11 protein-coding genes and 1 pseudogene are annotated in these 21,500 nt (G+C 59.2%); 8 read left to right on the plus strand and 4 right to left on the minus strand.

Annotated features, from left to right (window positions below):
- Window positions 1–68: 68 nt before the first annotated feature.
- The 3 genes from H3L94_RS08630 to H3L94_RS08640 are packed head-to-tail and all read left to right on the plus strand — an operon-like array spanning window position 69 to window position 3,408.
- Window positions 69–887, plus strand: coding sequence for a uroporphyrinogen-III synthase (locus H3L94_RS08630; protein ID WP_182121683.1), 819 nt, complete (start codon window positions 69–71; stop codon window positions 885–887).
- On the plus strand, window positions 884–2,170 hold the full coding sequence (locus H3L94_RS08635; RefSeq protein WP_182121684.1) for a uroporphyrinogen-III C-methyltransferase: 1,287 nt from the start codon (window positions 884–886) through the stop codon (window positions 2,168–2,170). The genes H3L94_RS08630 and H3L94_RS08635 overlap by 4 nt, the downstream gene beginning before the upstream one ends.
- Window positions 2,167–3,408, plus strand: a complete 1,242-nt coding sequence (locus H3L94_RS08640; RefSeq protein ID WP_182121685.1) for a heme biosynthesis HemY N-terminal domain-containing protein — start codon at window positions 2,167–2,169, stop codon at window positions 3,406–3,408. Before H3L94_RS08635 ends, H3L94_RS08640 begins: the two co-directional genes overlap by 4 nt.
- A 204-nt stretch (window positions 3,409–3,612) precedes the next feature.
- Here the strand turns inward: H3L94_RS08640 and H3L94_RS13050 are convergent.
- The 3 genes and pseudogenes from H3L94_RS13050 to H3L94_RS12595 all read right to left on the minus strand — a co-directional run bounded on the left by H3L94_RS13050 (window position 3,613) and on the right by H3L94_RS12595 (window position 5,969).
- Window positions 3,613–4,552, minus strand: a protein-coding gene (locus H3L94_RS13050) for an IS630 family transposase (RefSeq protein WP_182121696.1) whose coding sequence is annotated in 2 segments (ribosomal slippage) — window positions 3,613–4,218 and window positions 4,220–4,552 — 939 coding nt in all. Because the reading frame shifts where the segments join, the coding sequence is not laid out codon by codon here.
- A gap of 99 nt (window positions 4,553–4,651) precedes the next feature.
- A pseudogene (locus tag H3L94_RS08650) lies at window positions 4,652–5,542 on the minus strand (IS256 family transposase, variant Zn-binding type); the annotation flags it as partial.
- A 280-nt stretch (window positions 5,543–5,822) separates the two neighbouring features.
- Window positions 5,823–5,969: a lipoprotein signal peptidase gene (locus tag H3L94_RS12595; RefSeq protein WP_425325913.1), complete on the minus strand. Its 147-nt coding sequence runs from the start codon at window positions 5,967–5,969 to the stop codon at window positions 5,823–5,825.
- A 224-nt stretch (window positions 5,970–6,193) separates the two neighbouring features.
- Between H3L94_RS12595 and H3L94_RS08655 the strand changes: the two genes are divergently transcribed.
- From H3L94_RS08655 to H3L94_RS08670, 4 genes are all read left to right on the plus strand, one after another.
- Entirely contained in the window at window positions 6,194–12,460 is a 6,267-nt protein-coding gene (locus H3L94_RS08655; RefSeq protein WP_182121687.1) for an Ig-like domain-containing protein, read from the plus strand.
- Between the two features lie 277 nt (window positions 12,461–12,737).
- Window positions 12,738–12,989 carry a hypothetical protein gene (locus tag H3L94_RS08660; protein ID WP_182121688.1) on the plus strand — a complete coding sequence of 84 codons (252 nt, stop codon included), beginning with the start codon at window positions 12,738–12,740 and terminating at the stop codon, window positions 12,987–12,989.
- A gap of 444 nt (window positions 12,990–13,433) precedes the next feature.
- Window positions 13,434–14,933 (plus strand): multicopper oxidase family protein, encoded by a 1,500-nt coding sequence (locus H3L94_RS08665; protein WP_220457297.1) that lies wholly within the window; start codon window positions 13,434–13,436, stop codon window positions 14,931–14,933.
- Window positions 14,934–14,986: 53 nt separating this feature from the next.
- Entirely contained in the window at window positions 14,987–15,517 is a 531-nt protein-coding gene (locus tag H3L94_RS08670; protein WP_182121689.1) for a DUF411 domain-containing protein, read from the plus strand.
- Between the two features lie 66 nt (window positions 15,518–15,583).
- Here the strand turns inward: H3L94_RS08670 and H3L94_RS08675 are convergent, their stop codons facing one another.
- A complete protein-coding gene (locus H3L94_RS08675; RefSeq protein WP_182121690.1) occupies window positions 15,584–16,129 on the minus strand; it encodes a hypothetical protein in 546 nt (181 codons plus the stop codon).
- Window positions 16,130–16,533: 404 nt separating this feature from the next.
- Here H3L94_RS08675 and H3L94_RS08680 point away from each other — a divergent pair, with 404 nt between their 5' ends.
- Window positions 16,534–21,396 carry an Ig-like domain-containing protein gene (locus tag H3L94_RS08680; RefSeq protein ID WP_182121691.1) on the plus strand — a complete coding sequence of 1,621 codons (4,863 nt, stop codon included), beginning with the start codon at window positions 16,534–16,536 and terminating at the stop codon, window positions 21,394–21,396.
- The last annotated feature ends 104 nt before the right edge of the window (window positions 21,397–21,500 follow it).

Below are 21,500 nucleotides of genomic sequence, written 5' to 3' on the forward strand. Positions count from 1 at the left end.
CCGCCTTGCGATGATGCAGCTCAAAGATAGCCGCGCAGCGAGCGCAGAAATACGCCACAGATAACAGCTTGCCAAGGTCTCTCGGGCTACCTGAAAACTTTTTGTCACCCTTCTCCATGCCTGCCTTATTGATTGTCCGCCCCGAAAACCGCCTGCGCGAAGATGCCGCGGCGTGCCTTGACGCCGGCTGGCAGCCGCTGCCGCTGCCGCTGATCCGCATCGAAGCCGATGCCGTCGCACTGACTGCTTTACCGGCACGCATCGCCGATGCCGACGCCGTGTTCTGGGTCAGCCCCACCGCCGTAGAAACCGCCGCCGGTACCCTGCCCACACCCGGCCGCGCACTCCACGTAGCGGTCGGCGCCGGCACCGCCGCCGCTTTGACCCGCGCCGGCCTCAGCGGCATTGCCGCCCCGCCGCAAGGCAATGACAGCGAAGCCGTGCTCGCCCTGCCCCTGTGGCGACAGCTGCCGCCACAGGCCAAGATCCTGCTGGTGCGCGGCAGCGGCGGACGCGACTGGTTGCGCCAACAACTCACCGCCCGGGGTTTTCAGGTAGCCTGTGCCGACATCTACCGCCGTCTGCCCGCTGCTCCGCCGTGGCCGTTTTCTGCCGACAATCCGCCCGATGCGGCGTGGGTCACCTCAGCCGAACTGGTCGGCCTGCTGTTCGGCCAAGCCCCGCCGAATCTCGCCCAGGCGTTGAAAACCTTGTTATACTTCACCCATCATCCGCGCATCGCAGCCGCGCTGCGCCAACACGGCGCACAACGCATACAATTATTGGCTTCTCCCTCGGAACTCAGCGCCGCCTTGGCCGCTCTTTCCGAACAACAAATGGAAGCCCCCGCCTGCGCCCGTCAGAATATTGAGAAAGGAACCGCATGAGCCAGCCTGAAAACGAAACCGTGCAGCCCACCCCCCAACCGGCCCTGCCGCCGGCCGCCACTGCGCCTGCCCCGCAAGCTGCGCCGGTAGTGGTCAAACAATCCGGCGGCAAAGGCATGGCCGCGTTGGCCCTGCTGCTCTCCCTCCTCGGCCTGGGTGCTGTCGGCTTTCTGTTTGTGCAGGGCCAAGACGTTTTGGCCCGCCAACAGATGCAGTTCGAACAAAAAATCGGCGAAGCCGCGTTGGGCGAATCCAAAAACGCCGCCCTCTTGGCCGATGCCGTGCGCAAACAGCACAGCAGCGACAGCGCCCTGATGCAGCTGCAAGCGGAGCTGCGTCGCCAACAGGGCGATGCCGAACGCAACGGCCGTGTGTTACAAGAGCTGCTGAAAAGCCGCAGCGACTGGCTGGTGGACGAAGCCGAATTCAGCCTGAATTTGGCCGCCCAACAGCTGGCGATTGCCGACAACGTGCCGGCCGCCGTTGCCGCCTTGGAAAGCATCGACAGCCGTTTGGCCCGCTTCGAGCAGCCGCAGCTGCTCTCTTTGAAGCAAGCCGTCAGCGCCGACCTGGCCGCCTTGAAACAGCGCCCTTATCTGGATGTTTCCAGTGGCGCATTGCGCCTAAACCGCTTGGAAGCCGCCGTCGGCGGCCTGCCGCTGATGCTCGACAGCACGCTGCGTCCGCCCCAAGCCGCCCCGCAAACCGCGGCCGACAGCAACGCCTCTTGGTGGCAGAATGCCTGGACACGCACCGTGGACGGCCTCAAAAGCATGGTGGAAGTGCGCCATCTCGACAACCCCGATGTGATGCTGATGTCCCCGGAGCAGGTTTTCTACGTGCGTGAGAATTTGCGTCTGCGCCTCTTGAGCGCACGCGTCTCCCTCATGCAGCACCAAAGCGAAACCTATCAAAGCGACTTGGCGGCCGCCGAACAAGCCGTTAAGCAATACTTCGACGTTTCCGCTCCCGCCGTGCAGGCTTGGCTGCGTGAAATCGAAGGCCTGAAAACCCTGCAAACCGGCAGCGGCAATTCGGCCAATCTGCTGGCCGCCAGCCTAAAAGCGGTAGACGACTACCGCAAGCAACGCGGCAGCGAGGGTTTGGCGTTGCCCGAACTGCCTGAAGCCGCCGCCTCCGATACTGCCGCATCAACGGCTTCGGCACCGGCCGCCGCTTCGGCGCCGGCTGCCACTGAAACCACGCCCAATACCGCACCGCAAACACCGGCCGCCGCGCCTGCTGATGCCGCTTCCGCCGTTCAGGGAGGGGTGAAATCATGAAAGGCCTGATTTGGATCATCGTGCTGTTCGCTGCGGCCGTCGGCTTGGTTTTGGCGGCGCAAACCTATAGCGGCAATGTGTATCTGGTGATTGACCAAACCCAAACCATGGTCGCCATGTCGCTGCATCTGTTTGTCGGCGCCCTGATTGTTTCCGTTGCCGTGCTCTATCTGCTGCTGCGCCTGATTGACGGCGTCACCGCCGTACCCGGCCGCCTGCGCCGCTTCGGCAGCAAGCGCAGCGCCCGCCATGCCGCCGAGTCGCTGAACAAAGCCGGCTTGGCCTTTTTCGAAGGCAAATTCCAACAAGCTGAACGCGAAGCGGCCAAAGTGCTCGACAACAAACAAGCCGGCGACAACCGCGTACTGGCCTTGATGCTGGCCGCCCACAGTGCCGATCAGGCCGGCGACGAAGAGAAACGCGAAGGCTACCTGAAAGACATTGCCGGGCTGCCCGACAAAAACCAACTCTCGCGTCATCTGCTGTTGGCCGAATCCGCACTCAACCGCCGCGACTACCCCGCCGCCGAAGCCGCCTTAAACGCCGCTGCGGCCGTCAACCCCAAACTGACCCGCTTGGTACGTCTGCAACTGCGCTACATGTTCGAACAAAACAATCCGCTGGAAGTGCTCGACCGAGTGGCCAAACTGGAAAAAGCCGCTGCCCTCAACAGCGCCGAAGCCGCCCAATACCGCGAATGGGCCTACCGCGAACTGTTGGCTCTGGCACAAGACTACCCCGCCATGAAAGCCTGTCTGGCCCGCATCCCCGAAGACCTCAAGCGTGGCGACTTGTGTGCCGACATTGCCGCCAAATTCGTACAAACCGGCCAATACCCCCGTGCCGTCAAATGGGTCAAACACCATTACCCCGAAACCCACAATAGCCAACTGCTTCCGCATATGATTGAAGCGGCCCGCTATTTAAGCGAAAAAGAGCAGCAAAAAGTGATGGATACCGCCGAATCCTGGCTCACCCAAACCCCGGATAACGCCCATCTGCTGTTTAATCTCGGCCAAATGGCCTATGCCAAAAAACTGTGGGGCAAAGCACAAAGCTATCTGGAGGCCAGCCTCAATGCCCAAGCCACCCCGCAGGCGCGTTTGGTGTTGGCCAAAGTGTTCGACGAAATGGGTCAGCCCCAACAAGCGGAGGCACAACGCAAACTCGTTTTGGCCGAAATCACACCGGACGAAGACGAAACCGCCACAGCCGCTCCAGAGCGCGTTGCCATTTAGCCGGCAACCCGATACTCATCGACCACTAGCCCTGGTTCAACAACCATTGCAACGCGCATAACTGTTTTTCCTTTTCCTGCAGGCTACCTGAAATATCCGTTCAGGTAGCCTAAATTATGCTCATCGTGCACCGTATTTTTCTTTTCGGCTTAATGGACATTTGGGTTGGTTTTTAGAGAACTTAGCTTCTAGAGCAATTTCGATTTAATTCATTACATACCCAGCTGATTTGAAGTAATTGGCACACTCTTGAGCCGAGAACAAATCAACCAGCTGCCCCATGCGCTGCCACAGCGCACCCACCGTGCGCTCGCCCGCCCTGCGCAGCAGCGCCTTGAACTTGGCAAACAGCTTCTCGATGGGGTTCAAATCCGGCGAGTACGGCGGCAGATAGCGAATGCTGGCGCCCACGCCTTCGATGGCTTCTCGCACGCCCGCCACTTTGTGGCTGGAGAGGTTGTCGGCAATGACGATGTCGCCAGGGCGAAGTGTCGGGCACCGAAAGGTTTTGACCCACGCCAGAAACACGGCGCCATTGATGGGGCCATCGGTCACCATGGGGGCCGTCAGTGCATCACAGCGCAAGGCGGCAATGAAGGTGCTGGTCTTCCAGTGCCCATGCGGGGCGCTGGCCACGCAGCGTTGACCGCGCGGGGCGCGCCCGCGCAGCGGCGTCATGCAGGTGCTGCTCCAGGTCTCGTCCAGAAATACCAGGCGCCTGGCATCGAGCCGGGCCTGCTGCTGTATCCAGCTCGCCCGTGCCTGCTGCACGTCTTCACGTTCCTGCTCGCTGGCGTGCAGCGTTTTTTTTGAAGCTCAGCCGCCATTTGTTGAGCTGGTGCCACAAGGCCGAGGGTTTGATGCTGATGCCATGCCCGGCCAAACGCTCGCACATTTGCACCAAGGTCAGATCGGGATCGGCCTTGATCCAGTCGCGGATCATGCCCTCTACTGGCGCCAGCCGGGAGATGCGCTTGCCGCCTTGCTGCCTGCTGCTGCGCTCGCCTTCTTTTTCGAAGCGATCACGCACCCGATATACCCACATGCGGCTGACTTCATAACGACGGGCAATGGCGCTGGGTCGCTCTCCGCGCTCCAGCGCTCCCAGTACTCGATCTCGCAGGTCTTGCGAATAGGCTCGCATCTCATGCTCCGGCTGCCAGAAAAAACCTATTATGTAACGTTTTTAGTCGAAGTTGCTCTAATGGACATTTAGGTTGGTTTTTGAGCTCTTTTTTGCTTCCTAAACTCCAAAGAAATTATCTATAAACAGTCTTTTAGATTCCATACTCATCCCGGCATGGCAGCGTATTTTGGTCTTCAATTCGCCAAATTTCCCTTCTAAGCGGTTGGTGGTGTTCGGTATCATCAGTTTTTGATTTTGTTGATACGTGAATAAATAGCTCAGGTTGCGCCTCAGACTGTGGTAAGCACTTCTCAATCTTTTGTGGGTGTACCACTTTTGGTGTCCGTCTATGCTGTAGCTGAGTTCGTTCAAATAGTCGCGATGTCTTGCATGCCATAAAAACAGCTCACTCTCAAAGTCGGCTTTGCTGTAGCCAAACAAACTGTCAGCCAACTCTTTCGGCTCTCTGCCTGCGTCCGACTTTGGACGGCGGGTCAGATAGCGGCGGACGGTTTGCTGTTGGTGAAATTGACAGAGTTGGAAAGGAATGTCGGGATACAGTGTGCTCAATCCTTTGAAGCCGTCGGCAGTGATGCTTTGAATGGCAATGCCTTTATTGAGAATAGCCTTTAACCCTTGTTCATAGAGTACGGTACTTTCTTTTGCCACATACTGCTTGTGCAGCACTTGGCCGTTGAGGCTGTTCATAAACACCATGACGCCGAAAGCTCTGCCGAAGTAGGTTGTGTCCATGATGATGTTGGCAACCGGATGGGGCGGCGGCGGCCGATGCAGGCTGGCTTGTTTGAGGCGGCGCTGTATGGTTTTTAAGCTGCAACGGTGCCGATGGGCCAGTTGGGCATAAGTTTGTTTGAGGTGGATGTACTCATACAAAAGACAGTCATTGTCGAGTGTCTTTGAGACCGGGAGAAATTTGTTGCAGGCAGAACATTTATATCTTTGCCTACCGTTTTTTCTTCCGTATTTGATAAGGGTGTTTTGATGGCAAAACGGGCATTTTTAACAAACATTGGCAAAAAACCGCTGAAAGCCTTGTATGCTAAGGATTACAGCGGTTTTTACCAACCCAAATGTCCATTAAGCCTTCTTTTCAAATACCTTATTCCCGATAAGAATTTTCAATTTTCTCCACCATAACAATCATGCCAAGCGTTCTATACCAGATAGGTTTCACAAGTCTCGGTATGCGTCACTCATCCTGAGACCTTTGCAAAACCCCCATCTGCGGCGCATTTCTGCGTTGTGCGCTGCTCGTTCGCTTGCCTATCTATATGATATGAGACCTTTGCAAAACCCCCAGATGTGGATGCAGTTCAAGGCGTAGCAGCGCAGTGAGTGCAGACATATCATATAGATAGGCAAGCGAACGAGCAGCGCACAACGCAGAAATGCGCCGCAGATGGGGGTTTTGCAAAGGTCTCATCCTGATAGAGCAAAAAATCAACAATATCTGAAACTGGCGCAAAAATTGCTACACAGCCATATTGCGCTTCTCATCTTCAGTAACGAAAAACAAATTTATCGAACAATATTTATTTTTATCAGAAAACAAGTTTGATTTATTTTATTTCTCATCATAATCAAAATTCATAAGAAATTTTTCTTTATTTAACTCATTATCGACAAAAGGAGTTTGCCATGGCCGCCACGCTCACTATCGTCAACCAACACGGACAAACTTTGGCAGCCCACCGTCTGGGCAATACACCGCTTTCGATTCGTGCCCAGGATCAGGTGCAATATCAATTGGCGGGCGAGGGCGGTTTGGCGCCGGCCAATGTGGAAGCCGCGCGGGCGGGCAATGACTTGCTGGTGCGGATTGACGGCGAAGCGGCGTTGACCATCAAAGACTATTTCCTGCTCGATGACAGCGGCCTCAAAAATCCCTTGCTCGGTATGAACGGCAACGGCCAATATGTGGCTTATGGCATAGTCGAAGCGCCAAGCGTGCTGCCGGTGGAGCATGTGTTGGCGGAAGAAGTGGCGGGCGTGGGTGTGGCGGCTGGTGAAGGCGCATCCGTTTCTGCGCTGACTGCTTTTGGCATCGGCACTCTGGCGCTCGGCGGCTTGGCACTTGCTGCCTCCAACGGCGGCGAAAACAACGCCACAAATCCAGATAAAAACCAACCGCAAACTCCGCTCGACCCCAACCAACCCGCACCACCGCCTGCGGATAACGGCAACATCACACCTCCTCCTTCCGGCGGCATGAATCCTCCACCCTCCGGCGGCGGCAGCACCAATCCTCCGCCTTCGGGTGGCACTAATCCTCCGCCCTCCGGCGGCGGCACCACTCCGCCTCCGCAACCGCCCAAGCCCAACGGCAGCATCACCATTGAGGGCGACGCCAAGGTCGGACAAACGCTGACCGCCAAAATCAGCGATGCCGACGGCGTTTCAGGTAGCCCGAAATACCAATGGCTCGCCGATGGTCAGCCCATCCAAGGTGCGACGCAAAGCACTTATACGCTGACCGCTAATGAAAAAGGCAAAGCCATCAGCGTGCAGGCCATTTATACCGACAGCAAAAACACCGCTGAAAGCCCTACCAGCGCCGCCACCGCACAAGTGATTGAAGGCACACCCGCACCCCCACCAACACACACGCCCAACGGCAGTATCACCATTGAAGGCGAAGCAAAAGTCGGGCAAACGCTGACCGCCAAAATCACGGACAGCGACGGCGTTTCAGCTAGCCCGCAATACCAATGGCTGGCCGACGGTCAACCCATTCAAGGCGCTATGCAATCCACGTACACCTTGACCGCCAATGAAAAAGGCAAAGCCATCAGCGTACAAGCCACCTATACCGATGGCAAAAACACCGCCGAAAGCCCCACCAGCGCTGCTACTTCACAAGTCATCGAAGACACGCCCGCACCGCCGCCAACACCCACACCCAACGGCAGCATCACCATTGAAGGCGACGCCAAGGTCGGGCAAACGCTGACCGCCAAAATCACGGACAACGATGGCGTTTCAGGTAGCCCGCAGTATCAATGGCTAGCCGATGGAAAACCGATTGCCAACGCCACGCAAAGCACTTACACGCTAACCGCCAATGAAAAAGGCAAAGCCATCAGCGTTCAGGCCACCTACACCGACGGCCAAAACACCGCCGAAAACCCGACCAGCGCCGCCACCGCGCCCGTCATCGAAGATACGCCCGCACCGCCTTCTGCGCCCAACGGCAAAGTCGTGATCAACGGCGAAGCGCGCGTCGGGCAAACGCTGACCGCGCAAGTGGAAGATGCCGACGGCGTGGATGCTGCCGCCATCGAATACCAGTGGTACGCGGACGGCATCCCCATTCCCAATGCCGTAGCGCAAACTTATCAGCTCACCGCCGCGGAAAAAGACCTCCCCATTACTGTGCGCGCCAGCTACACCGACCGCGCCGACCAGGACGAATCGCCGCTAAGCGCCGAAACCGCGCCGGTGGCCGATGCCGCGCCGTTGCCGCCCACGGGCAACCAGGCGCCCACCGATATTGCGCTCACCAGCAACAAGCTACCTGAAAACCAGGCCAGCGCCATTATCGGCCGCTTCACCACCAGCGATCCCGATCAGGGCGACAGCCACAGCTACACCGTCGATGACCCGCGCTTTGAAATCTCCGCCGACGGCACGCTCAAGCTCAAAGCGGGCGAACGCGTGGAATACGCGCAAGAACAGCAAATTACCCTGAAAGTCACCAGCGACGACAGCCACGGCGGCAAGCTCACGAAAACCTTCATTCTGGAGGTGGGCGACGACCCCAATTACCCCGCGCCGCCCGATAGCAATCGCCCCGGTAGCGTGCGCATCGAAGGCGAGCCGCACTCGGGCGCAACGCTCACCGCCGTGATCAGCGACGACAACGGCGTGCCCGCGAGCGGCGTGCGTTACCAGTGGTACCGCAGCAACGACAAAATCGACGGCGCCACCACCTCGCGCTACACCTTGGAAAACAAAGACATCAACCACAAAATCAGCGTCGTCGTCCAATACGCCGACAACGCCGGTTACCCCGAAAGCCACGCCGCCATCACGCCGCATATCCAATATGCCGGGCGCGAGCATCATCTGGGCAGCGTCGCCATCCGCGGCGAAGTGCAAGTGGGCAAAACCCTCTCCGCGCTGATTACCGACGCCGACGGCGTGCCGCCGCAAAACGAAGTGCAATACCAATGGCGCGCGCTGCGCAAAGACGGCCAGCAGTTTGAAGACATCCCCGGCGCCAACGACCCCACCTATCTCATCCGCGAAAGCGACCTCGATTCCGCCTTCAGCGTCATCGTCAAATATACCGACCTCAAAGGCTTCCACGAACATCGCGGCAGCACCGCCACCATCCGCGCCATCGTCGCCGACGCCGTGGCGCAGCCGCTGATCGAACACGGCAACTACGAACTGCGCGGCAGCTTCACCGTCATTCCCCAGCCCGACGCCGAAAGCGCCTGGGTGCGCTATACCGACGAACAAGACGTCGAGCATACCGTGCGCTGGCACAAGCAAAACGGCGTATGGCAGGCCGAAGGTACGCTACCTGAAGGCACCACGCTCGACAGCAACACCGGCGCATTCTTCGTGCCCGGCGAATTGGCTAAAGACCTCCAGCACGGCTTCGCCGCCAACACCATCGGCGGCGCGGAAAGCGCCGGCGTGCGCTTTTATCCCTATATCGACGCCGTCGGCAACCAGGTGCCGCACGAGCCGGTCATCCTCCCCGGCGGCTACCACAGCGACTACGGCAGCGATATCGGCGGACTTATCGTCAAACCCGGCCAGAACACTGAAGTGCTCACCCTGCGCTACCAAGACGAAAGCGGCGCCGAGAAAACCCTCACCGTCACCCGCGATCTCTACCGCATCCGCTGGACGCTGGAGCCGGAAGTCACCACCGATTCCGGCATCATCTTCAACAGCGAAACCGGCACCCTGCAATTCGAGCCGCGGGTATTAGCCGACGGCAGCACCTTAACCGCCGTATCGCACAACCGCGTCAGCGGCGTGAGCCACACCAGCACCCACACCATCCCGCACGACGCCCCCGGCAAACCCCTATTTGAAAAAGGCGATCCCGCCAACGCCGGTCTGACCGAGCACGGCGCGATGCGCGTCACCCCCGGCACGGATACCGACCGCCTCAGCGTCAGCTACGACAGCGAAAACGACGGCCGCCAAACCCTCATCATCGAGAAACACGGCGACACCTGGCAAGCGCAAAGCACCTTGCCGACCACCATCGCGCTGAACGCGCAAACCGGCGCGCTCACCTTCAGCGCCGCCGCCCTCAAAGACTACAGCCAGCTCAATACCGTTTCCGGCAACAGCCACACCCCGTACACCACCGCCGCCTACGACTATTCGGGCGCCGCCGTGAGCCTGCCCAATCCGCCCAAGCTCGCTTCAGGTAGCCTCGAAGGCAGCGTGGTCATCACCCCCGATATGGACGGCGCACAAGCCACCGTGGAAATGGTCGTGCGCTATACCGACGAAAACGGCGCACAAAAAACCCTTTACACCTATTCCTCCTACCTCGACGGCTGGGTCTTTGCCGAAAGCAGCTATGGCACGGCTCTGCCCAACGGCACAGGCGGCGTCTATATCGACCGCCAAAGCGGCGTCTTGACCCTCTCGCCCGATGCCGTGCGCGACGGCAGCGCCGTCAACGCCCAAGCCATCGGCGCAAACTGGAAAGACTATCCCGCTGCCGCCGAACCCTTTACCGCCGGACAAGACAGCGCCACCCCGCCCGCGCTCCTCTCGCTCAGCGGCGCCGAGCGCGTGAGTGAAGGGGAAAGCGGCGAATACACCGTGCGCTTGAGCAAAGCGGCGGCCACCGACGTGAGCGTGGACGTGAAAATCCTCGCTCCCGCCGGCGAAGAAGGGCTATTCAGCGTCAGCCAGCAGCGCATCACCATCGCCGCCGGCGAAACCACGGCCAGCTTCAACGTCGCCGTGGCCGACGACGGCAAAAGCGGCAGCCGCGGCAATTTTCAGGTAGCCCTTGCCAACCCGCAAGGCGCGGCGCTCGGCTTTGACGCCGGTGTCAGCACCCAGGTGAGCGACACCACGCCGACGCCGCCTTCCGCGCCCAATATCTTCCAGGGCATCGAACCGGGCAGCGTGCGCATCACCCCGGCCTGGAACGCCGACGGCCTCAGCGTGCGCTACACCGACGAAAAAGGGCAGGAGCAGCGCCTTAGCTTCAGCAAAAACGCCGACGGCGAATGGACGGCGGCAGGCAGCCTGCCCGAGCACGTCCAAGTCGGCGACGACTACGGCAGCTTCGCCCTCAATATCGGCGCACAAGGCGTGCGCGACGGTAGCGACGTCCGTGCGCGCAGCCATCTTGGCAATTTAAGCAGCGACGAAACCAGCCAAAAAGCCGGCTACGACCGCTACGACCCCGCCGAGCACCCCAACGCCCAGGCCGACCACCACCCCCTTGCCATCGGCCAAAGCATCGACATCGACGTGCTCGCCAACGACACCGACCCGCAAGGCAACGCCACCCTCGACCGCGCCAGCCTCACCCTGCACAGCTACCAGGGCAGCGGCAACCGCATCGAAACCTACGACGGCGTCTGGGAAATCGTCGATGGCAAAGTGCGCTACACCCCAAAAAACGACACCCCCGAATACTCGCCCAGCCCCGTGTACTACACCGTGGCCGATAACAACGGCAACCTCAGCGAACGCACCCCCATCCACCTCAAATACGCCTTCCCGCCCGCCGCCGTCAGCCTGAGCGGCAGCGCCAGCGTCGAAGAAGGCAAAAGCGGCACCTACACCCTCGAACTCGACCGCCCCAGCGAAGACCCCATCGACGTCGTGCTCAAAGTCAGCTACCTCGGCGGCAGCGAGCGCAAAGACTTCGTCCTCTTCGGCGAAACCTGGACCGAAACCATCCGCGCCGGCAACCGCGCACAAAGCTTCTACCTCAACGCCCTGCGCGACACCGTGGCCGACGGCGGCGAAAGCTACCGCATCGACATCGTCTCCGTCGGCGGCAACGCCGTTATCGGCGCGCAAACCGCCGTCACCACCCAAATCACCGACGTCAGCACCCCGCAAGACGCCGCCCGTGCCCCCGACCCCGCCGCCATCGCCATGAGCGCCGCCGGCATCACCGTCACCCCCGCCGCCAAAACCAACGCGCTCAACCTCTACTACACCAAAGCCGACGGCGAAACCACAAGCTTCGTTCTCGGCCAATACGGCGGCAAATGGGACGACTGGGCGCCCGACAACATCCAGGTTGGCACCAACGGCCAGCTCACCCTCCCGGCCGACCTCCTCAAAAAAGGCAGCGACCTCGTCGTCGTCGCCGTCCACCACCACGACGACGGCCGCTACGAAGCGCAAACCATCGCCCACCTCGACGCCCAGGGCCACATCCAGCTGCGCAGCGCCGACAACCCCCATCTGGAACGCGACGACATCCTCATCGCCCCCGGCGCCGAAAAACAGCTCGCCGGCCTCCTCGGCAGCGTCCACCCCGACCAACTGCCCGACTGGCTCGACCAGGAAGCCCCGCGTCTCCTCGCGCAAAGCGACCCCGACGCCCGCCACCACCTCGACGGCAGCGCCGGCGACGACACCCTCATCAGCCTCAACGGTGCCGACCGCCTCGAAGGTGGTGCGGGCGCGGACAGCTTCGTCTTCCTCGCCGACGCCCACGCCAGCCTCAAAGCCGACCACATCCTCGACTTCCACGCCGGCGAAGACCTCATCCGCCTCATCGGCGGCAGCCGCAACATCGAGGCCGACAGCGTGCGCTTCGACACCGCCAGCCAAACGCTGAGCTACCACAGCAGCGGTGAGGGAGGCAGCCAAGAACACCACATCCGCATCGACAGCCATAACGGCCTGCGCCTGATGGAAGACGACATCCTGAGCAACCTGCACATCCTCTAAGCGGCTAGCTGATCGAACCAACCTTCCCCCGCAAGCGGGGGAGGGCCGGGGTGGGGGTGGCCGGCAAACCACGCAGAATGCGCAGATATGTAGGCCGGGCACTTTTTGCCCGACAAGTTTGCCATCTCCCATTCCCGCACAGGTCAATGTTCGAAAAACATATTTTCCTTAAAAATAGTCATTTTTTACCATCAAAAAGCGCTTACTATGAGAATATTTCTCATAGTAAGCGCTTATAAATGAGAAAAATTACCATCATACCACCTCCCATCCGCCCATGAACAAACACCTTCCCTTTATCTGCTGCTGGCTGGGACAATGGCCGCTGCTCGGCTATTGCCTTTACCAAGCCGCCATGCATGGGCGGACATGGTCGTGGCCGGCGATCGGCATGCGCGCCATGGCATTGTGGTGGCTGTGCTATCTCGGCATCTTCCTCAGCCGGCAACTGTACTGCCGAGAACGCACGGGCGACGCCTGGTTCGCGGTACTCACTTCGCCGCTGATAGTGTGGACGCTGTGGCGGTAACAACACCGTCCGCGCAGGGAAAAGGCTACCTGAAAGATACGCAGGCCGGGCAGGTTTCCCCATAAACAAACAGCCGTCGTTCATGAGCCCGGCGGTGAGCCTCAGACGAACCCCGACACAACCGAACGGCGACCAACCGAACAAACCCTCCCCCGCCGGCGGGGCATAGGTATCTGTACGCCTTCTTTTTTATAAATAATAGGTTAAATTAAATACACCCTCCCCGCAGCGGGGGAAGGAACGGTATTCCGTAATTTCAATACCTTGCAGCCCTGTTTGGGCTCATATTCGTGCAGATGCCTATATCGGCGGGGGAGGGGCGTACCGACGGCGGATTTACACCGTGTGCCGCTTTCAGGTAGCCTTTGCCTGCCGCCCGGAACGGGCTGAAGCCCGTGCCGTGCTGCGAATGCATGACTTGTTCCATCAACGAAAGGAAGTATTGTGAAACCCATCGACAGACGGCAATTTTTAACTTTGGGCATCTCTGCCGCCGCAGGGGCGGCATTGCTGCGTTCCGGTTATCTCCGGGCGGGCGAACACGGCACGGGCGGAGGGCATCACGGTCCGATGGGCGCAATGCACGGCGGCATGATGGCGGAAGGGCAGGCGGCACTGCTGCCGCCGGATGCCTTGCCCCAAGGCGGGCCGTTGAAACCCCTGCCGTTGCTGCCCGGCAGGAACGGAAAACACTTTCGGGCAAACATCACGGCGGCGGAGCACCGAATCGAGCTGCTTCCGGGCAAACCGACCGCTTTCTTCACTTACAACGGCCACTTGCCCGGACAACTGATCGAGTTGACGGAGGGCGATACGGTCAGTATCGAATTTGTCAACCGCTTGAACGAAGAAACCACGGTGCATTGGCACGGATTGCCCGTACCGCCCGATCAGGACGGCAACCCCAATGATCCGGTCAAGCCCGGAGAGCGCCGCCTCTATACCTTTACCCTGCCCGAAGGTTCGGCGGGCACTTACTGGTATCACACCCACGCCCACGATTTGGTTTCCAGCCAGGCTTACAAAGGCTTGGCGGGCGCGCTTATCGTGCGTTCGGCGGACGATCCGCTCAAAAACCTGCCCGAACAGCACTGGCTGTTTTCCGACCTGCGTTTGGACAGCGAAGGCAGGCTGCCCGAAAACACCATGATGGATTGGATGAACGGACGCGAAGGGCAATTTACCCTGATCAACGGACAATTCCGCCCCGCCATCGAAATCAGCGGCACGCAGCGGATCCGCATCTGGAACGCCTGCAACGCCCGCTATCTCCATTTGGCGGTTCCCGGCGCGCAATGGATTGTCGTCGGCACGGACGGGGGATTGCTGGAGCGGCCTGCCGAACCGGTATCTTCCTTGCTGATCGCCCCGGGTGAACGTTACGAAGTCGTGGTTCGGGGGGCGGACGGAACGTCCGAACTGCAAGACATACCGTATGACCGCAAAAAAATGATGCAGCCTTTCCAAGCCGAAACCCGCAACCTCGGCAGCATTTCGCTGAAAAACGCCGCCGCCGTGCAACTGCCCGCAACATTGCGCCCGATTGCCGACCTGGGCGAACCGACATCGTTCAAACAAGTCGTCCTGAGCGAACGGATGGGGCGGGGAATGAACAATATGTTCCTGATCAACGGCAAAAGCTACGACATGAACCGCATCGATTTGACCAGCCGGGTCAACGAAACCGAAGAATGGACCGTCATCAACGACTCCCACATGGACCACCCGTTCCACCTGCACGGCACACAGTTCATCGTAACCGAGCGCACCCTGGACGGCAGGACGGAACAAGTCGCCAAAGCCTTGAAAGATACGGTCAACCTCCGGCCTTACGAATCGCTCAAATTCCGCACGGTACAGCTTGACAAAGGCATACGGATGTTCCACTGCCACATTCTCGAACACGAAAACTTGGGCATGATGGGGCAATTGCGGGTGGAATAAACCGCCCTGCTTCCGACCATTTCCCAACCCGTGAATTCAGTTTGGAATACGATATGCAACAGAAAACATTCTTTACCCGAAAAACAGCGTGGGCTTTGGGCGCACTGGCTTTCGCATCCGCCGCAGCGGTATTCGCATGGCTGCCCGGACAGAACGGCGCACCGCAGGCGGAGCATACCGCCGCAGCCGGCGGACATGCCGCCCCCCATCAAATCGAAGTCTGGAAAGACCCCAATTGCGGCTGCTGCACCGAATGGGCGAAGCGCATGGAAGGCGAAGGCTTTAAAGTCGTCGTACACAATACCGGCAACCGCGAAGTCCGCGAGCAATTCGGCATGCCGCAACAGTACGCCTCCTGCCACACCGCCAAAGTGGGCGGCTATGTGATCGAAGGCCACACCCCCGCCGCCGACATCCGCCGCCTGCTGGCGGAAAAACCCGACGCCCTGGGCCTGGCAACGCCGGGTATGCCGCTCGGCTCGCCGGGCATGGACGGCGACATGTATCAAAACAGAAAACATCCTTATGATGTTTTACTGGTAGCGAAAAACGGCAGCAGCAGCGTCTATCAGTCTTACCGGTAAGATTTTCGGCATCATGAAAAAGGCCGTCCGGAAACCCCAACAGGTTTCCGGACGGTCTTTTTCAGGTCAGCAAACCGCCTTGCGCCGCCTGATTCCCCATAGCGCAAGCAATACGGCTACCGCCAGCAACGTCAAAGCGCCGAACAAAGACTTGGCCGCGGTAAACGCCGATGCCGATACCGCCTGCACGGCGGAAATATCGGGATAGCGGTGCAGCATAAGCGCCAACATACCGTTTTCCAGATAATCAAACCCGCCAGCCAGCACAGGCAGCAGCGGCAGCCGCTTCGCCCATGCGCGGCTTAAATCCGCCTTGGCGGGCAAATACGCCAGCAAAACGCCATAGGCGGCGGCAAACAAAATGGGATACAGCATATCCAGCGCCAACTGCCGCCGCAGATAAAAATGCCGCCCGACCTCGCCCAAGCGGTCGAACAACATGTTCAGATAAGCGGCATCGTAGCCCGAAGCCATCATATCCGGCACGGACAAGCCGCCCGAAAATGCCTGCAACTTCGGCAACGTCACGGTCAGCATGGTCACATACACCGCCGTCGTAACGGCAAACAACAACCACCATGCGGTTTTTTTGGCAACGGGGGAAAATCGCATATCGGTCTCCTTATCAATCGGCCGGATACTTTGCCATAAGCCGGGACCTTTGGAAAACCCCCGGATGTGGATGCGGTTCAAGGCGTAGTAAACAGGCCGACATCCAAACCATACCGCTTAAAAGCGTTGTCCTGATACTCCGCAAGCGGCAGATGCAGTTGCTCGCAAGAATGGCAATCCCGCCATGGCCTTATCGTGGCAAGCAACACTCCGATAGAGCAGAAGCGCGAGACTGGCGCGGAAATTGCTAGACAGTAATATTCCGTTCATGATGCATCAAATCAAAACCTCCGGAATAGATATTTTTTCTCATCATCAAGCGCTTATAGTGAGAAAAATTCTCAACATAAGCGCTTCTGCGTGAGAAAAATTACCACTTTATCTTTTATAAAAAAGGATTTGCCATGGCCGCCACCCTCACCATCGTCAACCAACACGGACAAACTTTGGCAGCTCACCGCCTGGGCAATACGCCGCTTTCGATTCGCGCCCAGGATCAAGTGCAATACCAGCTGGCGGGCGAGGGCGGCTTGGCGCCGGCCAATGTGGAAGCAGCACGGGCGGGCAACGATTTGCTGGTCCATATCGACGGCCAGCAGGCTTTGCGGATTGAAGACTATTTCCTGCTCGATGACAGCGGCCTCAAAAATCCTTTGCTCGGCATGAATGGTAACGGCCAATATGTGGCTTACGGCATAGTCGAAGCGCCAAACGTGTTGCCGGTGGAGCACGTATTGGCGGAAGAAGTGGCAGGCGTGGCCGCTAGCGAAGGCGCATCTGTTTCTGCGCTCACCGCTTTCGGCATCGGCACTCTGGCGCTCGGCGGCTTGGCACTCGCCGCACAAAACAGCAATGAAAACAACGACAAATCCAATCAACCCGCACCGCCGCCTGCAGATAATGGCAACACCACACCTCCACCCTCCGGTGGTGGCAACACTACGCCTCCGCCTTCCGGCGGTGGTAACACTACACCTCCGCCTTCCGGCGGCGGCAATACCAATCCGCCGCCGCAACCGCCCAAGCCCAACGGTAGTATCGCTATTGAAGGCGAAGCCAAGGTCGGGCAAACGCTGACCGCCAAAATCAGCGATGCCGACGGCGTTTCAGGTAGCCCGCAGTATCAATGGCTCGCCGACGGCCAACCCATTCAAGGTGCGACTCAATCCACTTATACGCTGACCGCCAATGAAAAAGGCAAAGCCATCAGCGTCCAGGCCACTTACACCGACGGACAAAATACCCCCGAAAAACCGAGCAGCGCTGCTACTGCTCAAGTGATTGAAGATACGCCCGCACCGCCGCCACCCGCAACCGACACCACCGCGCCGACGCTTGCCATCAGCGCCACGCCGTCCACACTGACGCCCGGCGGCAGTACCCAGCTTACTTTCAAAGCCAGCGAACCCGTCAAAGGCTTCACCGCTGATGACGTCATCGTCCAAGGCGGCACGCTCTCCAACTTCCGCCAAGTGGATGACACCACCTCTACCGCCACCTTCACCGCAGACACAGCAGGCAAAGCCAGCGTGACCGTGGCCGACGATGCTTTTGTCGATCTTGCCGACAACCCCAACGAACTTACCAACCTCGAACTCGTCATCGGCGCTGCGCCCACGCCGCCCATGCCGCAAAACCATGCCCCCAGCGATATCACGCTGTCCGCCGACAGGCTACCTGAAAACCAAGCCGGCGCGGTGATCGGCAAACTTGCCACCGTCGATCCCGATGCAAACGACAGCCACACTTACGCGGTAAACGACCAGCGCTTTGAAGTCGATACCCAGGGCAACCTCAAGCTCAAAGACAGCATCAAAGTGGAATTTGCGCAGGAAAAAACCATCGCCCTGGAAATCACCACCACCGATAAAGCAGGGGGAAAATACAGCGAAACCTTTACTTTACAAGTCCAAGACGACCCCAATTATCCTGCACCCACACCGCCCACACCGCCCAACGACGGCAAACTCGGCGTCTATGTCCCCAAACCCGCCACCGACTTTATCGCCAATGTCAAAGACGCCGCTTACGGCGCCAAAGGCGACGGCAAAACCGACGACACCGCCGCGATTCAGAAAGCCATTGATGCCGTGGCTGCCAAAGGTGGCGGTATCGTCGAGATTCCGGCCGGCACTTATATGGTGGACGCCGTCAATAATCGCTTGCATATGAAAAGCCATGTGATTTTGCGTCTGGCAGACGATACCGTACTGAAAGCCATCACCAACGGCGAAACCCATTACGATCTCATCCGTTTCCGCAATGTGGACAACGCCCACATCATCGGCGGTACGCTGGAAGGCGATCGCGAGACACACACTGGCACCGACGGCGAAGCTGGACACGGCATTCGCTTGATGGCCGCCACCAATATCACCATTGAAAACGTTACCGTCAAAAACATGTGGGGCGACGGCATATATCTCGGCAAAGACAGCACCCACCCCACGCAAAACGAAAACGTTACCGTCTATCAAGTCACCTCGGATCACAACCGCCGCCAAGGACTGAGCGTGACCCACGGAAAAAATATCAAAATTCTAAACTCCATCTTCCAAAACACCGATGGCACCGACCCGCGCGCGGGCATTGATCTTGAACCCAATGCAGGGCAGGACGTCAGCAACGTGGAAATCCGCGGCAACCAGTTCCTCGACAACCACATTGGCTTTTTGGTGGCGAACAACTCGGCGGGCAGTCGCGTGCAAAATGTCGTATTTGAAAACAATACATTAAGCGGCAACCCGCGCGACGCCATCATCTTGCGCGGACTGGAGGGCGGCAGCATCAAAGGCAACACCATCCACATCGACCCCGACGCCCATCATCATGACTCCGGCGGCATCCGCCTTTACAACGGCGATTATCATGCCGTGAAAAACCCCGATCCGCGCCCCACCCGCGACGTGGAGATCACCGGCAACACCCTCTACGGCGGCACCATCATGCCGCGCGACACCAGTGGCAACACCATTGCCGACAACCAATTCAAAGCCGCCGTCTTTATCCGCGGCAACGCGCAAAACGGCGAAGAACTCACCGCGCAGTTTTATGACGGCGACGGCACCAGCAAAGCCACCAACCTGCAATATCAATGGCTGGCCAACGGCGTGCCCATCGACGGCGCAACGGCGGCGCGTTATACGCCGAGTGGCGCCGACCGCGGCAAAACCCTCACCGTGAAAGTGAGCTTTACCGACAACGCGGGGCAAACGGAAAGCGCCGAAAGCGACGCCACACCGGCAGTGGAGAACGTCAGCAATCAAGCGCCCACCGACATCACTTTGTCCGCCAACGGGCTACCTGAAAACAAATCGGGCGCGATTGTCGGCAAACTCGCCACCGTCGATCCCGATGCAGGCGACAGCCACACTTACGTAATAAACGACCAGCGCTTTGAAGTCGATGCCCAAGGTAACCTCAAGCTCAAAGACGGCGTCAAAGTGGAATTCGCGCAAGAAAAAACCATCGCCCTGGAAATCACCACCACCGATAAAGGCGGTGAAAAATACAGCGAAACCTTCACGCTACAAGTTCAAGACGATCCCAACTACCCCGCGCCCACACCGCCTGCCAACCAAGCGCCCACAGACATCACTTTGTCCGCCGACAGGCTACCTGAAAATCAGGCCGGTGCGGTGATCGGCAAACTCGCCACCGTCGATCCCGATGCAGGCGACAGCCACACTTACGCGGTAAACGACAACCGCTTTGAAGTCGATGCCCAGGGCAATCTCAAGCTCAAAGACGGCGTCAAAGTCGAATTTGCGCAGGAAAAAACCATCGCCCTGGAAATCACCACCACCGATAAAGCCGGTGGAAAATACAGCGAAACCTTCACCATCAACGTGCAGGATGATCCCGCCTATCCCGCACTCAACCAGCGTCCGACCGGCGAAGTGCGCATCAACGGCGACGTGCTGGAAGGGCAAACCTTGAGCGCCTCGCACACCCTGCAAGACCCCGACGGCCTCGGCGACATCACCTACATCTGGAAAGCCGGCGGCCAGGAAGTGGGGCGCGGCGCCACCTATGTGCCCAAGGCGGCCGACATCGGCAAAACCCTCACCGTCACCGCCAGCTACACCGACGGCCACGACCATGCGGAAAGCGTGGAGAGCAGCCCGAGCCAGCCCGTCGCCGCCGACAACCGCCCCGTGCTCACCCTGCAAAGCCTTGAAAACAGCATTCTCGAAGGCAAACAAACCGCTTACAACCTCCACCTCAGCAAAGCCCTGGACGAGCCGATAGAAGTGGAACTGCGCCTTGTCCACATCGACACCGACCGCAAAGACTTCCTCAGCGACCAACCCTGGAGCGTCACCATCGAAGCAGGCCAAACCGACCTCGGCGTCTTCCTGCGTCCGCTGCGCGACAGCGCAGATGAAAGCGCGGAAAGCTACCGCGTCGAAATCGCCGGCTTCAGCAGCAATGTCCGCCTCGGCGCCGACAGCAGCGTCACCACCCGCATCGAAGACAACACCGACCCCACGCAAGCCGGCACCATGCCCGCACCTGTCGACATCAGCACCGCCAGCGGCAAACTCGTTTTCCAGCCCGACAAAAACGCCACCAAAATGCGCATCTACTACACCAGCCCCGCCGGCGAAGACAAATTCTTCGACTTCGGCGCCTGGGAAGGCGAATGGTCCGACTACTCCAGCTTCCCTCCGGGCAGCAGCTTCGACCCCAAAACCGGCCGTACTGAAATCCCCGTCAGCGCCTTCAAAACCGGCAGCGAAATCATCGCCTGGGCCGCCGACAACACCTACGGCGAACCCTACGAAAGCCTCAACAGCGTGCGCGTGAACGCCAACGGCGGCATCAGCCCCGCCGCAAGCGCCAAACCGCAAGGCGCGCGCCTCTTTGCTGCCGACAAAGCCCTCATCGGCGAAGAAAACCTGCTCGACCTCGACAACCTCGGCAGCATCCAGCACGGCAGCGAAGGGCAAGACACCTTCGTCATCGACAGCGAATGCCTGCTCGACAGCGGCTGCATCACCGCCATCACCGGCTTCAACCCCGGCCACGGCGACCTGCTGCAACTGGAAAGCAGCGTATTCACCGCACTCGACAAAGGCACACTCGCCGAAACTGCCTTCGTTGTCGGCGACAAAGCCGGGAACGCCGAGCACCGCGTGATTTATAACGCCAGCACCGGCGAACTCGCTTACGACCCCGACGGCAGCGGCGCCGCGGCAGCCACCATCATCGCCCGCCTCGACCCCGCGCTGGAGCTGGAAGCGCAGCATATCCAGATTATTTAACGGGATAAGAGCGGTAAAAAATCACCATGCGAAGCGCTTTGTATGGTGATTTTTTACTAAAAAAGCGTTTTTAATAAAAAACAAACGTTTACAGAGGAGGCTAG

It is taken from the genome of Neisseria shayeganii, assembly GCF_014054965.1.
GTDB lineage: Bacteria > Pseudomonadota > Gammaproteobacteria > Burkholderiales > Neisseriaceae > Eikenella > Eikenella shayeganii.

Coding starts and splice junctions, on each gene's coding strand:
- H3L94_RS08675 (WP_182121690.1), bottom strand. CDS start 16,129: ATGCGATTTTCCCCCGTTGCCAAAAAAACCGCATGGTGGTTGTTGTTT.
- H3L94_RS08660 (WP_182121688.1), top strand. CDS start 12,738: ATGAACAAACACCTTCCCTTTATCTGCTGCTGGCTGGGACAATGGCCG.
- H3L94_RS08670 (WP_182121689.1), top strand. CDS start 14,987: ATGCAACAGAAAACATTCTTTACCCGAAAAACAGCGTGGGCTTTGGGC.
- H3L94_RS08640 (WP_182121685.1), top strand. CDS start 2,167: ATGAAAGGCCTGATTTGGATCATCGTGCTGTTCGCTGCGGCCGTCGGC.
- H3L94_RS08680 (WP_182121691.1), top strand. CDS start 16,534: ATGGCCGCCACCCTCACCATCGTCAACCAACACGGACAAACTTTGGCA.
- H3L94_RS08635 (WP_182121684.1), top strand. CDS start 884: ATGAGCCAGCCTGAAAACGAAACCGTGCAGCCCACCCCCCAACCGGCC.
- H3L94_RS08655 (WP_182121687.1), top strand. CDS start 6,194: ATGGCCGCCACGCTCACTATCGTCAACCAACACGGACAAACTTTGGCA.